The organism is Microbacterium sp. HMWF026 (genome assembly GCF_003061325.1).
Lineage (GTDB): Bacteria > Actinomycetota > Actinomycetes > Actinomycetales > Microbacteriaceae > Microbacterium > Microbacterium testaceum_E.
The window spans coordinates 1-12,583 of sequence record NZ_QAJB01000206.1; the positions used below are offsets into that span (position 1 = coordinate 1).

12 protein-coding genes and 1 pseudogene are annotated in these 12,583 nt (G+C 70.3%); 8 read left to right on the plus strand and 5 right to left on the minus strand.

Annotated elements, in window-relative coordinates:
• The 4 genes and pseudogenes from DBR36_RS08625 to DBR36_RS08640 all read left to right on the plus strand — a co-directional run.
• Window positions 1-266: pseudogene (locus DBR36_RS08625) on the plus strand (carbonic anhydrase); the annotation flags it as partial.
• Between the two features lie 26 nt (window positions 267-292).
• Window positions 293-1,687 (plus strand): aspartate ammonia-lyase, encoded by a 1,395-nt coding sequence (locus DBR36_RS08630; RefSeq protein WP_108318563.1) that lies wholly within the window; start codon window positions 293-295, stop codon window positions 1,685-1,687.
• 45 nt (window positions 1,688-1,732) lie between these two features.
• Complete coding sequence (locus DBR36_RS08635) at window positions 1,733-3,148, plus strand: HAMP domain-containing sensor histidine kinase (RefSeq protein WP_108318565.1); 1,416 nt, start codon at window positions 1,733-1,735, stop codon at window positions 3,146-3,148.
• Entirely contained in the window at window positions 3,145-3,801 is a 657-nt protein-coding gene (locus DBR36_RS08640; RefSeq protein WP_108318567.1) for a response regulator transcription factor, read from the plus strand. The genes DBR36_RS08635 and DBR36_RS08640 overlap by 4 nt, the downstream gene beginning before the upstream one ends.
• A gap of 312 nt (window positions 3,802-4,113) precedes the next feature.
• Here the strand turns inward: DBR36_RS08640 and DBR36_RS08645 are convergent, their stop codons facing one another.
• Together DBR36_RS08645 and DBR36_RS08650 are read right to left on the minus strand one after the other, a co-directional pair.
• Entirely contained in the window at window positions 4,114-5,475 is a 1,362-nt protein-coding gene (locus DBR36_RS08645) for a PhoH family protein (protein ID WP_108318569.1), read from the minus strand.
• 233 nt (window positions 5,476-5,708) lie between these two features.
• Window positions 5,709-6,482: an isoprenyl transferase gene (locus DBR36_RS08650; RefSeq protein ID WP_108318571.1), complete on the minus strand. Its 774-nt coding sequence runs from the start codon at window positions 6,480-6,482 to the stop codon at window positions 5,709-5,711.
• A gap of 165 nt (window positions 6,483-6,647) precedes the next feature.
• Between DBR36_RS08650 and DBR36_RS08655 the strand changes: the two genes are divergently transcribed.
• A complete protein-coding gene (locus DBR36_RS08655) occupies window positions 6,648-7,340 on the plus strand; it encodes a hemolysin III family protein (RefSeq protein WP_108318583.1) in 693 nt (230 codons plus the stop codon).
• An 80-nt stretch (window positions 7,341-7,420) separates the two neighbouring features.
• Here DBR36_RS08655 and DBR36_RS08660 read toward each other — a convergent pair whose 3' ends face one another.
• Complete coding sequence (locus tag DBR36_RS08660) at window positions 7,421-7,705, minus strand: hypothetical protein (protein ID WP_108318573.1); 285 nt, start codon at window positions 7,703-7,705, stop codon at window positions 7,421-7,423.
• A 62-nt stretch (window positions 7,706-7,767) separates the two neighbouring features.
• Here DBR36_RS08660 and DBR36_RS08665 point away from each other — a divergent pair, with 62 nt between their 5' ends.
• Together DBR36_RS08665 and greA are read left to right on the plus strand one after the other, a co-directional pair.
• On the plus strand, window positions 7,768-8,163 hold the full coding sequence (locus tag DBR36_RS08665; protein ID WP_108318575.1) for a DUF4307 domain-containing protein: 396 nt from the start codon (window positions 7,768-7,770) through the stop codon (window positions 8,161-8,163).
• Window positions 8,164-8,269: 106 nt separating this feature from the next.
• Window positions 8,270-8,761, plus strand: coding sequence for a transcription elongation factor GreA (greA, locus tag DBR36_RS08670; protein WP_108318577.1), 492 nt, complete (start codon window positions 8,270-8,272; stop codon window positions 8,759-8,761).
• Window positions 8,762-9,059: 298 nt separating this feature from the next.
• Here the strand turns inward: greA and ilvA are convergent, their stop codons facing one another.
• Both ilvA and DBR36_RS08680 read right to left on the minus strand, forming a co-directional pair.
• Window positions 9,060-10,289, minus strand: coding sequence for a threonine ammonia-lyase (ilvA, locus tag DBR36_RS08675; protein ID WP_108318579.1), 1,230 nt, complete (start codon window positions 10,287-10,289; stop codon window positions 9,060-9,062).
• Window positions 10,286-11,476, minus strand: a complete 1,191-nt coding sequence (locus DBR36_RS08680; RefSeq protein ID WP_108318581.1) for an AI-2E family transporter — start codon at window positions 11,474-11,476, stop codon at window positions 10,286-10,288. The genes ilvA and DBR36_RS08680 overlap by 4 nt, the downstream gene beginning before the upstream one ends.
• Window positions 11,477-11,547: 71 nt before the next feature.
• On the opposite strand from DBR36_RS08680, the gene DBR36_RS08685 reads away from it, so the two are divergent.
• Window positions 11,548-12,583: winged helix-turn-helix domain-containing protein (locus DBR36_RS08685; protein ID WP_108318585.1), on the plus strand; the 1,036-nt coding region annotated here is incomplete at its 3' end.

Genomic DNA, 12,583 nt, shown 5'->3' on the forward strand with positions numbered 1-12,583 from the left:
CCCCCATCGTGCCCGCGGTGCGCCGCGTGCAGCGCGACCACGCCGTCGACGGGCACTCCCCCGCCCACGTCGACCCCGAGCTCGTGGGCCGCGAGCACCTGCGGCACACGGTCGGCGAGCTGCTGCGCGCGTCCGAGCTGATCAGCGAGGCCGTGGCCGAGGGCCGCACGGCCGTCGTCGGTGCCAATTACCGTCTCGACGAGGGAGAAGCCTTCCCCGTCGTGATCGTGGGCGACGTGGACGATCCGCGCGTCTCGCACAACTGAACGAAACAACCTGGAGGAACGACGACGTGACCGACATCGAGTACCGCATCGAGCACGACACCATGGGCGAGGTGCGCGTGCCCAAGGACGCCCTCTACGCCGCGCAGACCCAGCGCGCCGTGGAGAACTTCCCGATCTCGGGCAAGGGGCTCGAGTCGACGCAGATCGCCGCGCTCGCCCGCATCAAGAAGGCCGCCGCCCTCGCCAACAAGGAGCTCGGCACGCTCGACGGCGCCATCGCGGACGCCATCGCCCAGGCCGCCGACGAGGTCGTCACCGGCGCCCACGATGCGCACTTCCCCGTGGACACCTACCAGACCGGTAGCGGCACGTCGTCGAACATGAACATGAACGAGGTGCTGGCGACCCTGGCCACCGGCATCCTGGGATCGACGGTCCACCCCAACGACCACGTCAACGCCTCGCAGTCGTCGAACGACGTCTTCCCGACCTCGGTGCACATCGCCGTCACCCAGGCCCTCATCACCGACCTGATCCCCGCGCTCGAGCACCTCTCGACGGCCCTCGAGACCAAGGCCGACGCGTGGAAGGGCATCGTCAAGTCGGGTCGCACCCACCTGATGGATGCCACCCCGGTCACCCTCGGCCAGGAGTTCGGCGGCTACGCCCGTCAGATGCGCCTCGGCATCGAGCGCGTGCAGGCGGTCCTCCCTCGCGTCGGCGAGGTCCCCCTCGGCGGAACCGCGGTGGGCACGGGCATCAACACCCCCCTCGGCTTCCCGCAGAAGGTCATCGAGCTGCTCGCCGCCGAGACCGAGCTGCCGATCACCGAGGCGAAGGACCACTTCGAGGCTCAGGCCAACCGCGACGGTCTGGTCGAGGCATCCGGAGCCCTGCGCACCATCGCCGTGTCGCTGACCAAGATCAACAACGACATCCGCTGGATGGGCTCGGGCCCCAACACGGGTCTGGGCGAGCTGCACATCCCCGACCTGCAGCCGGGCTCCTCGATCATGCCGGGCAAGGTCAACCCCGTCGTGCCCGAGGCCACCCTGATGGTGTGCGCGCGGGTCATCGGCAACGACGCGACCGTCGCGTGGGCCGGCGCCTCGGGCTCGTTCGAGCTGAACGTCGCCATCCCCGTCATGGGCACGGCACTGCTGGAGTCGATCCGCCTGCTCTCGAACGCGATGCGCGTCCTGGCCGACAAGACGATCGACGGCCTCGAGGCCAACATCGCGCGCGCCGAGGCGTTCGCCGGCATGTCGCCGTCCATCGTCACCCCGCTCAACAAGGTCATCGGCTACGAGGCTGCGGCCAAGATCGCCAAGCACTCCGTCGCCAAGGGCATCACCGTGCGCGAGGCCGTCATCGACCTCGGCTACGTCGAGCGCGGCGAGATCACCGAAGAGGTGCTCGACGCCAAGCTCGACCTACTGTCGATGACGCACGCGGGCTGACCCCCGCTGGCAGAACACGACGCCGAGGCGCGCCATAATCAGAGGATGAGCCGCGCGACGAGATCCGTCTCGACGCGCGTGCGACTGCTCGGCGCGATCCTCGGCGTCGTGCTTCTCGGAATGATCCTCGCGGGGGGCGTCACGTTCCTCGTCCAGAGCGACCGGGTGATCGCCAATGCCCAGCGTCAGCTCGACGGTTTCGTCTCGACCGTGTCCGTCAGCGACGAGGATGCCGCCGAGCTCGTCCGTTCCGCCGTCCCGGGCCGCACCGACGGCACCCTCGCCCTCGACGGCGTGCGCGTCCTGGCGGCCACGCCCTCTCCGCCCGGGCTGGCCCTCGCGGACGACGACGGCCTCGTCACCGCCCTCGCCGCCGCGATCGCGGAGGGCCGGTCGACGGGGCGCCTCGACAGCGTGCACGGTCCGGTCCTGTTCGCCGCCGTGCCCGCCTCCGGGGGCTCGGTCGTCCAGGTGATCTCCATCGACCAGCGGATGGAACTGGTGAGCCTGTCGACGGTGACCTACGCCGCCACCGCCCTCGGCGTGCTGGTGCTGGTGGGTGTGGCCGGCTGGTTCGTCACCGGGCGCCTGTTCTCGCCGCTGCGGCGCCTGCGCGACACCACCGACGCCATCACCATCGACGACCTCGGCACCCGGCTGCGCGCCCACGGCAACGACGAGATCTCCGACCTCACCACCTCGGTCAATTCGATGCTGGACCGCCTGGCGATGTCGGTCGAGGCGCAGCGGCAGTTGCTCGACGACGTGCGGCACGAGCTCAAGACCCCGATCACGATCGTCCGCGGTCACCTCGAGATGATGGACCCGGCCGATCCGCACGACGTCTCCGAGACCCGCGACCTCGGCATCGCCGAGCTGGACCGCCTCTCGCGCCTGGTCGACGACATCGACGCGCTGGCCGACGTCGAGGCAGGTGCCCTGTCGTCCGCGGTGATCGACGTCGGTCCGCTCACCGACCGGGTCGCCGAGCTGGCGGGCGCGATCCCCGGTCACGCGTGGAGCGTCGAGACCCGTGCGCGGGTGCGCATCCGCGGCGACGCCGACCGTCTCGTCCAGGCCTGGCTGCAGCTGGCCGACAACGCCGCCAAGTACACCCCCGCCGGTACGCCGATCGAGATCGGCAGCACCGCTGACGACAAGACCGCCCAGCTGTGGGTGCGAGATCACGGTCCCGGCATCCCTCCCGCTTCCCGACACCGCGTCTTCCGGCGCTTCGATCGCCTGTCCACCCGACGGGGCGTCGAGGGCTCGGGTCTCGGCCTGTCCATCGTGGATGCCATCGCCAAGGCGCACGACGGTCACTGCTCCGTGAGCGAGACCCCCGGAGGCGGGGCCACGGTCACGCTGCACGTCCCGGTCACCGGCGCTCCCACCGCCGGAGAACTCCCGACGCCGGTGCGTGCCGGCGATGTCGTCCTGCAGAGAGAGGCCACCGGATGACCCGCATCCTCATCGCGGAGGACGAGGACCGCATCTCGTCCTTCGTCGCGAAGGGCCTCGAGTCCGCCGGCTATCAGACCCTGGTGATCGACGACGGCGCCGAGGCGCTCGACCGCGCACTGTCGGGCGATGTCGACCTGCTGCTGCTCGATGTCGGCCTGCCCTCCCTCGATGGTTTCGAGGTGCTGCGGAGCCTCCGCGGGCAGGGGTCGACGCTGCCGGTGATCATGCTCACCGCGCGCACGAGCACGCGCGACACGGTCGACGGCCTCGACGCCGGGGCGAACGACTACGTCGCCAAGCCGTTCAAGTTCGACGAGCTCCTGGCCCGGGTGCGCTCCCGCCTGCGGGAACCGGTGACGACGAGCTCGATGTCGATCGCCCACGGCGACGTGACCCTCGACGTCCTCGCCCGCCGGGCGACGGTGGGCAGCCGAGAGGTCGATCTGAGCGCGCGCGAGTTCGCGCTGGCCGAGGAGTTCGTCCGGCACGCCGGTCAGGTGCTGAGCCGCGAGCAGCTGCTGAGCCGCGTCTGGGGCATGGACTTCGACCCCTCGTCGAACGTGGTCGACGTGTACGTGCGGTATCTGCGCGCCAAACTGGGGCCGGCGCACATCGTCACCGTGCGCGGCGCCGGCTACCGCTGGGAATAACGGCTTCCGCGCAACCCGAAAACCCCCGGCGGGGGAACCGGGGGTTTCAGGAGAGACGTCCGGTGGTCTTCCGACTCACCCGAAGAGCGGTGACCTGCGCGTGACGTTCTCGTTGTGTTTCCTTGGGGGGAACCGCCGAGGCGGTGGCGAGGTCTCCCTCGCCGACTCCTTCACTCTGGCAACGCTTCGTGAGAAAGCGGGGAGCCGCAGATGAGAAACCTCTCATCTGAGTCCCACGGCCAATGAGACCGCGTCTCATCGCGACACGCGAAGGGCCGGGATGCCGCGGCATCCCGACCCTCTGCACCACCGTCAGGACAGCTCGCCGGCCTCCAGCAGCTCGGTCACCAGGGCGGCGATCGCGGAGCGCTCCGACCGGGTCAGGGTGACGTGGCCGAAGAGCCCATGACCCTTCAGCGTCTCGATCACCGAGGCGACACCGTCGTGCCGGCCGACGCGCAGGTTGTCGCGCTGTCCGACGTCGTGGGTGAGCACGACGCGCGAGTTCTGTCCGATGCGGCTCAGCACCGTCAGCAGCACGTTGCGCTCGAGGGACTGCGCCTCGTCGACGATGACGAAGGCGTCGTGCAGGGAACGACCGCGGATGTGCGTGAGCGGCAGCACCTCGAGCAGGCCCCGGGCGAGCACCTCTTCGAGCACGTTGCCCGAGACGACCGACCCGAGCGTGTCGAACACCGCCTGGCCCCACGGCCCCATCTTCTCGGCCTGGTCGCCGGGCAGGTAACCGAGCTCCTGCCCCCCGACGGCGAACAGGGGGCGGAACACGATGATCTTCTTCTGCTGCTGACGCTCCAGCACGGCCTCCAGCGCGGCGCACAGGGCGAGGGCCGACTTGCCGGTTCCGGCGCGCCCGCCGAGCGAGACGATGCCGACCTCGGGGTCCAGCAGCAGGTCGAGGGCGATGCGCTGCTCGGCCGAACGGCCGTGCAGGCCGAAGGCGTCGCGGTCGCCGCGCACCAGACGGAATTCCCCCTTGCCCGTGACGCGCCCGAGGGCCGATCCGCGCTCCGAGTGGATCACGAGTCCGGTGTTGACGGGCAGGCCCCGCACCGCGTCGCTCACCCCGACCTCGGTCTCGTAGAGGTCCGAGATCTCGTCACCCGACAGGTCGATCGAGGCGATGCCGGTCCAGCCCGAGTCCATGGCCTGCTCGGCCAGGTACTCCTCGGTTGCCAGGCCCAGCGATGCGGCCTTGACGCGCATGGGCAGATCCTTCGACACCACCGTCACCTCGGCGCCGTCGCGGGCGAGGTTCATCGCGACCGCGAGGATCCGGCTGTCGTTTCCTCCGGTGCGCATGCCCGAGGGCAGCACCGAGGGGTCGGTGTTGTTCAGTTCGACGCGCAGCGTGCCGTCGTCACCGACGGGGACGGGGAAGTCGAGGCGTCCGTGCTCGATGCGCAGCTCGTCGAGGTGTCGCAGGGCCTGTCGGGCGAAGTAGCCGATCTCGGGGTCGTGCCGTTTTCCCTCGAGCTCCATGATCACCACGACGGGGATCACCACCGAGTTCTCCGCGAAGCGGAAGAAAGCCCGCGGATCGCTCAGCAGGACGGAGGTGTCCAGGACATACGTGCGCAGGGCCTGATCGGCGCCCGCTTCGGACTCGGTGCTCTCGACGACGTGACGCTGGTCGTACGGTGCTCGTGCAGTCACAACCCACTCCCGACCCGGGTGCAGCACCCGGTTGTCACGAGTCGACCTGTGGGTCACGAGTCGCGATCCGAAGGTCGACTCGACCGGACTCCATGTCCGATGTGATCACCGTACGACGCCGCGGGAGCCACGAGGGTCGTTAACACGCCGCGAATGTGACGACTTGGTGAACACCGGTTTGACGCGGTTCTGCGAGCGGAGATCGTTTAGTCCCGGATGCCGCCGCCCCGGCGCTATTGCCCGAAGCGGCGGTCGCGGGTGGCGAAATCGCGGATGGCCCGCAGAAAGTCCACCTCGCGCAGATCGGGCCCCAGCGCCTCGACGAAGTAGAACTCGGAGTGCGCCGACTGCCACAGCAGGAAGTCGCTGAGCCGTTGCTCCCCGGACGTGCGGATGACGAGATCGGGGTCGGCCTGACCCCCCGTGTACAGGTGCTCGCCGATCTGCTCGGGCGTGAGACTCGCCGCGAGCTCCTCCAGCGAGCCCCCCGACTCGTCGTGCTTGGCGATGATCGAGCGGACGGCATCCACGATCTCGCTGCGCCCGCCGTACCCGACGGCGAGGTTCACGTGCAGGCCGCCATGCCCGCGGGTGCGTTCGGTGGCCTCGTGCAGCACTTCGGCGAGCTCGGGCGGAAGGCCCTCGGCGCGACCGACGTGCTTGACGCGCCAGTTCGGCTCGCGCGAGAGCTCGCCCGCGAGCTCGGCGATGATCTCGAGCAGGTCCTGCAGCTCTTGGCTGTCGCGCTTGCGCAGGTTGTCGTGCGACAGCAGGTACAGCGACACGACCTCGATGCCCAGCTCGTCGCACCAGCGCAGGAACTCGTGCATCTTGGCCGCGCCCGCGCGGTGGCCGTGGGCGGCGCTGTCGAAGCCGAGCTGACGCGCCCAGCGCCGGTTGCCGTCGATCATCATGGCGACGTGGTGCGGGACGTTCGCGGGGATCTGCCGCCGCAGACGCGAGATGTAGAGACGGTAGAGGGGGCCGCGCCCCTCGTTCTTCCACATCCGCGCCACCCGCCTACGCTACCGCGTCGCACCCGTCAGGACACTGTCCGAACGGGTGGTCCTTGCTGGGGGAAGGGTGAGCGTCCGCGCATGTACTGCCGGGTGCATGGGCGCGGACGTAGGGTCGGAGGCGTGACCACCTCCACCCCGGCCGACGGCCCCGAGATGCCCCAGCTGCCCCTCCTCGAAGCGGGTGCCGTGGGTGCGCAGGCCGAGCTCAAGCCCACGTGGCGCGGATGGATCCACGCCGGCACGTTCCCGGTCGCGATCGCCGCCGGCATCGTGCTGATCGCCCTCGCCCAGGGCGCCCCCGCGAAGTGGGCGGGGGCGGTGTTCATGGCCACGTCGATGCTGCTCTTCGGCAACTCGGCGCTCTACCACCGCTTCCACTGGAAGCCGAAGACGCTCGCTGTGCTCAAGCGCATCGACCACGCGAACATCCTTCTGCTCATCGCGGGCACCTACACGCCCCTCGCCGTGCTCGCGCTGCCGACGCCCAAGACCGTGCTGCTGCTGTCGGTCGTGTGGGGCGGCGCGGTGCTCGGCATCCTGTTCCGGGTCTTCTGGATCAACGCGCCGCGCTGGCTGTACGTCGCGCTCTACCTGGCGCTCGGCTGGGCGGCGGTGATGTACCTCGGCGACCTGCTCGCGGCGAACGTCGCGATGATGGTGCTCGTCGTCGTGGGCGGCCTGCTCTACACCGCGGGGGCGATCGTCTACGCGATCAAGAAGCCCAACCCGTGGCCCGGGCACTTCGGGTTCCACGAGATCTTCCACGTGTGCACGGTGCTGGCGTTCCTCTGCCACTGGACGGCGTGCCTGCTGATCTCGCTCGCCCCGGCGTACCACGGCGGCTGATCCCGCCCGGCCTCACGCGCGCGTTGCCAGGACGAGCAGCCCGGAGCGACGGATCGCGGCGGCTCACGCGGGGGACGGGCTCAGCGGCGGGGAGCGGCCGGGTCGCTGTCGTCGTCCGTCCGTTCGGCGTCCTCGGCGGCGCGCTGCGCGGCGATGGCCCGCTCCTCGGCGTCCAGCTCGGCGTTGACCTCTTCGCGGTAGCGCCCGCGTCGGATGCGACGCAGCATGTCGAACACCAGCAGGAAGACAGCCACGGCGATGAAGGCGATCGCGGCGAACCCGAGCGGGCCGGGGGTCACGATCGACTCGTCGGGGGTGACGACCGGGGACGGGGTGGTCGCGATCGCGACGATCAGGGGGAGCATCAAGTCCTTCTTCCGGGCGGAAGCGCGTAGCCTGGAACTCCAGCCTAAAGCCCGGAGACGCCATGACGACGCACGCCCAGCTCGACGATCGCTACGGGCGCACGCGCTCCCCGCGGCGCCGCCTCGTGGGATGGTCGATCGTCGCCGTGCTCGCCCTGGGGGCGATCGGGTTCCTCGCGTGGACGACGGTGTCGAACAGTCTCAACGCCGTCACGGCCACCGACACGGGCTTCACCGTGGACGACGACCGCAGTGTCTCGGCGACGTTCCAGATCACCGCACCCGTCGGTCAACCCGTCGCGTGCGCCATCGAGGCGCGTGACGAGGAGCACGGAACGGTGGGCTGGCGGGTCGTCCAGTACCCGGCATCCGAGGATCACACCCGCGCTTTCACGGAGCGGATTCCGACGCTGTCGCTGGCGACGACCGGTTTTGTCAACGCCTGCTGGGTCCCGTAGACTCGCAGGCCACGACGCGCCCCGGCTCGATGCCGGGGCGTTCGACATATCCCCCGCCGACGGCCCGTCAACGCATCGCCGTCTGCGCCTCGACGAAGGAGTACCCGTGTCCAACGACGCTCAGGTGACGTTCCTCACGCAAGACGCCTACGACCGCCTCGCCAACGAGCTGGAGCACCTCTCGACCACCGGTCGCGAAGAGATCGCCAAGCGCATCGAGGCCGCGCGCGAAGAGGGCGACCTCAAAGAGAACGGCGGTTACCACGCCGCGAAGGACGAGCAGGGCAAGCAAGAGGCCCGCATCCGCACGCTCCAGCAGCTGCTGAAGGATGCCAAGGTGGGCGAAGCCCCCGAGAGCCACGGCGTCGTCGAGTCGGGCACCGTCGTCACCGCCGTCGTCGCGGGCGGCGAAGAGAAGTTCCTGCTCGGCAACCGCGAGATCGCGGCCAACTCCGAGCTCGACGTCTACAGCGAGGCCTCGCCGCTCGGCGCCGCCATCATTGGCCTGAAAGAGGGCGACAAGGGTTCCTACACGGCTCCCAACGGCAAAGAGATCTCGGTCGAGATCGTCAAGGTCGAGACGTACTCGGGCCAGTAAGCGCCTGTCGTCCGCTAGCCGCTCCCCCGCGACGGGGTGGGCGGCTCGCGGCGTTTCCGGGGGCCGACGCCGTCGCACGCTCCGCGGTGTGCACATCCTCCGCTGGATCGCCCGCGGTCCCACGGAGGTTGTGCACATGACGGAGGTTGTGCACGTCCGCGCCGCGGGTGACCCCCGCGCGCATCCTCCGAGATGCGCGCAGCCTCAGCCCCGACTCGCGCACACCGACCGAGGTTGCGCGCATCACGGAGGTCGTGCACGCCCCGCGCCGCGAACGCCGGCATCCGGCGGCGGAACGTCAGTCCGGAACGACCGTCGCGACGAAGCCCGCGTCCTCGAGCGTCGTGATCACCAGGGCGCGGTGCTCGGCACCGCGCGTCTCGACGCTCAGCTGCAGGATCACCTCGCTGATCTGCAGGCCCTGCCCGTGGCGCGTGTGCAGCACCTCGATGACGTTCGCGCCGACCTGGGCCAGCAGCTCCGACACGCGGGCGAGCTGACCGGGACGGTCGGGCAGGGGGATGCGCAGCGACATGTAGCGACCGGATGCCGACAACCCGTGCGCCACGACGCGCTGCAGCAGCAGCGGGTCGATGTTGCCGCCCGAGAGAATCGTGACGGTCGGCCCGCTGGCCTGGACCTTGCCGGCGAGGATCGCGGCGACGCCCACGGCGCCGGCCGGCTCGACGACCTGCTTCGCGCGCTCGAGCAGCACGAGCAGGGCGCGCGCGATGTCGTCCTCGGTGACGGTGACGACCTCGTCGACGTATTGCCGGATGAGCTCGAAAGGCAGGTCGCCGGGGCGAGCGACCGCGATGCCGTCGGCGATGGTCGGCGTGGTCTCGACCTGCATCGGGTAACCGGCGGCCAGCGACGTCGGGTAGGCCGCCGAGTTCTGCGCCTGCACCCCGATGACGCGCACCTGGCGCCCCTCGGCGGCCGCGCGCGCCTTGACGGCGGCGGCGACTCCCGCGGCGAGCCCTCCCCCGCCGATTCCGACGATCACGGTCTCGAGATCGGGCATGTCCTCGACGAGCTCGAGGCCCAGGGTGCCCTGGCCGACGACGATGTCGCGGTGGTCGAAGGGGTGGATCAGCACGGCTCCGGTGCGCTCCGCGAACTCGGCGGCGAGGCGCAGCGGCGTCTCGACGGTCGCGCCCTCGAGGATCACCTCGGCGCCGTATCCGCGCGTCGCGAGCAGCTTGGGAACCGGCACGCCGAGCGGCATGAAGATCGTGGCCGCCATGCCCAGCTGCTGAGCGGCCAGGGCGACGCCCTGCGCGTGGTTGCCGGCCGAGGCGGCGACGACTCCGCGGGCGCGCTCCTCGTCGGTCAGTCGCGACAGGCGGTAGGTCGCCCCGCGGATCTTGAACGACCCGGTGCGCTGCAGGTTCTCGAGCTTGAGGTTCACGGGCACACCGAGCAGATCGGTCAGGTGCAGTGACTCGTCCAGGGGCGTGCGCGTGATGATGCCGCGCAGAGCCTGCGCGGCATCCTCGAACTCGGCCAGGGTGGGAGTGTCGTTCATGATCTCCTTCCGCGCTCGCGCGGGACGGTCTGCCAGATGAGATCTCGGGATGCCAGGGCTTCGCCCTCGTGCTGCCATGCCTTCGAGCTGAGGTACACCGCCACGACGTTGACGAAGGCGGCGAGGGGGACGGCGAACAGCGCCCCGGCGATCCCGCCGATCATGGCGCCGCCGGCGACGACGAGGACGACCGCGAGCGGGTGCACCTTGACCGCGGAACCCATCAGGATGGGCTGCAGCACGTGGCTCTCGATCTGCTGCACGGCCAGGACGACGATGAGCATGAACAGCGCGATCAGCGGCCCGTTGTAGACGAGGGCGATGAACACCGCCAGCGCACCCGTGGCCACGGCTCCCACGAAGGGGATGAACGCGCCCAGGAATACCAGCACGCCGATCGGGATCGACAGCGGCACACCGAGCAGGAACGCTCCCAGACCGATGCCGATCGCGTCGATCGTGGCGACGAGCAGCTGGGTGCGGGCGTAGCTCTTGACCGTGCGCCATCCCGCGCGTCCCGCTCCGTCGACCGCGGGCCGTGCCACCCGGGGGAACAGCCGGGTCGTCCAGCGCCAGATCCCCCCGCCGTCGGCCAGAAGGCACAGCAGGATGAACAGCGTCAACAGCACACCGGTGCCGACGTGCCCGATCGTGGTGCCGATGGCGAGGGCTCCGGTCCAGAGCACCTCCGCCTGCTGCTGCAGGAAGGTTCCGGCCTGGCGCAGTCCGTCGTCGATCTGCTGCGCGCTCAGGTGCAGGGGCCCGCTGATCAGGTAGTCGCGGAACTGGGAGACGGCGTCGACGGTGCGCTGGCGCACGGAGCCGAACTCGCGGGTGATCTGCCAGACGGCGAGCCAGACCAGACCCGAGATGACCGCGATGGTACCGAGCACCGTGACGACGATCGCGAGCCATTTCGGCCACCGGTGGCGGACGAGGAACGAGAAGCCGGGCCACACCAGCGCGGTCACGAGGATCGCGACGAGCAGGGGGATGACGAGGAGCTTGAGCTGGATGACGAGGAACACCACGACGGCGAGGGCCGCCGCGATCACCAGCAGTCGCCACGCATAGGCGGTGGCCTGGCGCAGCGCCGCGGGGACCGGCGGCTGCAGGTCGCTCGAGACGGTGCGCCGCTTGAGGGCGTCGAGGAACGATCCGCGAGGTTCGGGATCGGTTCCGTTCATCCCGTCAGCCTACCGCCGCGCTCCCCCTCGTTTCGCAGGCCATGTCGGTGGTCGCGGCTAGCGTGGCATCCATGACCCTGATGCTCCGTCGCGCCGACGCGCGCCGCATCGCCCTGGCCGCGCAGGGCTTCGTTCGTCCGCGCCCCGCGGCGGTCGGTACGCGGCAGATCACCGCGGCCCTGCACCGCATGCGCATCCTCCAGATCGATTCGGTCAACGTCTTCGCGCGCTCGCACTACATGCCCCTGTTCGCGCGCCTCGGCTCCTACGACACGGCGCTGCTCGACGCGCTGGCGTTCTCGCGGCGCCCGCGCTGGGTCGAGTCCTGGGCGCACGTCGCATCCCTCGTGTCGGTCGACGACTGGCCGCTGCTGCAGTTCCGTCGCGATGCGATGCGCGACAAGTACGGGCGCGACGACTGGGCCGAGGCGAATCAGCCCTTGCTGCAGTGGCTGCGCGACGAGCTCGCCGCCCGCGGCCCCCTGCGCCCGGCCGAGATCGAGCATGACGCCCGCAGCGGGTCGCGCGGGTCGTGGTGGGGCTGGGACGACGTCAAGAACGGACTGGAGCGGCTGTGGCTGTTCGGCGAGGTGGCCATCGCGGGGCGTCGGGGTTTCGAGCGGCGCTACGCACTGGCATCCGACGTCCTTCCGGCGTCCGCGCTCGAAACCTCCGTCCCTCGTGACCAGGCGATCGCCGAGCTCGTGCGCCGCGCGGCGATCGCCTACGGCGTCGCGACCGCCGCCGACCTGGCCGACTACTGGCGCATCCGCGATCGTCCGGCGGTGCTCGCCGGCGTCCGACAGCTCGTCGACTCCGGCGAGCTGATCCCGGTCGAGGTCGAGGGGTGGCAGAGCGGGGGTCGACCCGCACGCGCCTGGCTGCACCGTGACGCCGCGCGACCCAGAAGAGTGGATGCCGCGGCCCTGCTGACCCCGTTCGACCCGCTCGTGTGGTTCCGCGACCGCGCCGAGCGCCTGTTCGAGCTCGACTACCGCATCGAGATCTACACCCCCGCGGCCCAGCGGCGGTTCGGTTACTACTCGCTGCCGGTGCTGGTCGGCGACGACGTGGTGGGCCGCGTCGACCTCAAGAGCGATCGCGCCG

What these genes read in the sequence shown, in the direction of transcription:
- DBR36_RS08660 (WP_108318573.1), bottom strand. Translation starts at nt 7,705, where the DNA reads ATGCTCCCCCTGATCGTCGCGATCGCGACCACCCCGTCCCCGGTCGTC.
- DBR36_RS08665 (WP_108318575.1), top strand. Translation starts at nt 7,768, where the DNA reads ATGACGACGCACGCCCAGCTCGACGATCGCTACGGGCGCACGCGCTCC.
- DBR36_RS08635 (WP_108318565.1), top strand. Translation starts at nt 1,733, where the DNA reads ATGAGCCGCGCGACGAGATCCGTCTCGACGCGCGTGCGACTGCTCGGC.
- DBR36_RS08650 (WP_108318571.1), bottom strand. Translation starts at nt 6,482, where the DNA reads ATGTGGAAGAACGAGGGGCGCGGCCCCCTCTACCGTCTCTACATCTCG.
- DBR36_RS08680 (WP_108318581.1), bottom strand. Translation starts at nt 11,476, where the DNA reads ATGAACGGAACCGATCCCGAACCTCGCGGATCGTTCCTCGACGCCCTC.
- ilvA (WP_108318579.1), bottom strand. Translation starts at nt 10,289, where the DNA reads ATGAACGACACTCCCACCCTGGCCGAGTTCGAGGATGCCGCGCAGGCT.
- DBR36_RS08640 (WP_108318567.1), top strand. Translation starts at nt 3,145, where the DNA reads ATGACCCGCATCCTCATCGCGGAGGACGAGGACCGCATCTCGTCCTTC.
- DBR36_RS08655 (WP_108318583.1), top strand. Translation starts at nt 6,648, where the DNA reads ATGCCCCAGCTGCCCCTCCTCGAAGCGGGTGCCGTGGGTGCGCAGGCC.